Source organism: Marinobacter sp., assembly GCF_035268745.1.
Classification (GTDB): domain Bacteria; phylum Pseudomonadota; class Gammaproteobacteria; order Pseudomonadales; family Oleiphilaceae; genus Marinobacter.
Genome location: NZ_DATFKH010000245.1, coordinates 1 through 1186, shown reverse-complemented (window position 1 = coordinate 1186; position 1186 = coordinate 1). Strand labels below are relative to the sequence as shown.

Here is a 1186-nt window from a genome sequence, read left to right as displayed (position 1 = left end):
ATGAAGGAACTGAAGGTCCGCCTGATGGAGCGAATGCTGGGCGCGGAGCTGACCGATCACCTTGGCTATGAGCCGGATGCTCAGCCAGCGGCCGAACAAGCCAATCGCCGTAACGGCACAACACGCAAGACGCTGAAGGGCGACGATGGTGCTTTGCCCATTGAAGTGCCGCGCGACCGTGACGGCAGTTTTGAGCCGGAGTTGATTAAGAAGGGCCAGACCCGGATCGACGGGATGGACGACAAGATTATCGGCCTCTACGCCGCAGGGTTGTCGACCCGTGATATACGCGCCCACCTCGAAGAAGTCTACGGCCTGAAGGTGTCAGCCGACCTTATCAGCCGTGTCACTGACGCAGTTCTGGAGGAAGTGTCTGACTGGCAGAACCGCGCTCTGGACCAGATGTATCCCATCGTTTTCCTCGATGCGCTCCGGGTCAAAATCCGCGATGCGGAAAGCCGACAGGTTAAAAACAAGGCCGTTTACGTGGCCCTGGGCATCACCCCTGAGGGTGAACGTGAGGTTCTGGGCCTTTGGATTGCCAATAACGAAGGGGCTAAGTTCTGGCTCTCGGTGATGAACAACCTGCGCAATCGCGGCGTAGAAGACATCCTGATCGCGGTCGTGGACGGCCTCAAGGGCTTCCCTGATGCGATCAATGCGGCCTTCCCTGATACCACCGTCCAGACCTGCATCGTGCATCTGGTGCGCCATTCCCTGAACTTCTGTGGATGGAAGGATCGCAAGAGCGTCGCCAAGGACCTGAAACGGGTTTATCAAGCCACGGATGACGTCGAGGCCGAAAAGGCCCTGGCTGAGTTTGAAGCCGAATGGGGTCAGAAATACCCCTCAATCGCTCCAAGCTGGCGGCGTGCATGGCAGGAGGTGACCCCGTTCTTCGCCTTCCCGCCAGAAGTGCGCAAAATCATCTATACCACCAACGCCATCGAAAGCCTGAACCGCGTCATCCGCAAAACCACCAAAACACGCGGGAGCTTTCCAACAGATGAGGCCGCGACAAAGCTGATCTATCTCGCGATCCGCAGTTTCGAGAAAACAGGAAGAGCCGTCAGAGAATGGGTTGCCGCTCGAAATCAGTTCGCTATCCTATACCCAGAACGGTTCAACAGATGACCCGTCGAAACCGCGTGGGCTGAGCCTCATACACAGAGTTTCGGATACTCCC

Annotated in this window: 1 protein-coding gene; it reads left to right on the top strand. The window is 57.3% G+C overall.

The window, feature by feature from the left end:
* Nucleotides 1–1134, top strand: a 1134-nt coding sequence (locus VJ956_RS15880) for an IS256 family transposase (RefSeq protein ID WP_324086019.1), incomplete at its 5' end; no start/stop codon positions are given.
* Between the last annotated feature and the right edge of the window lie 52 nt (nt 1135–1186).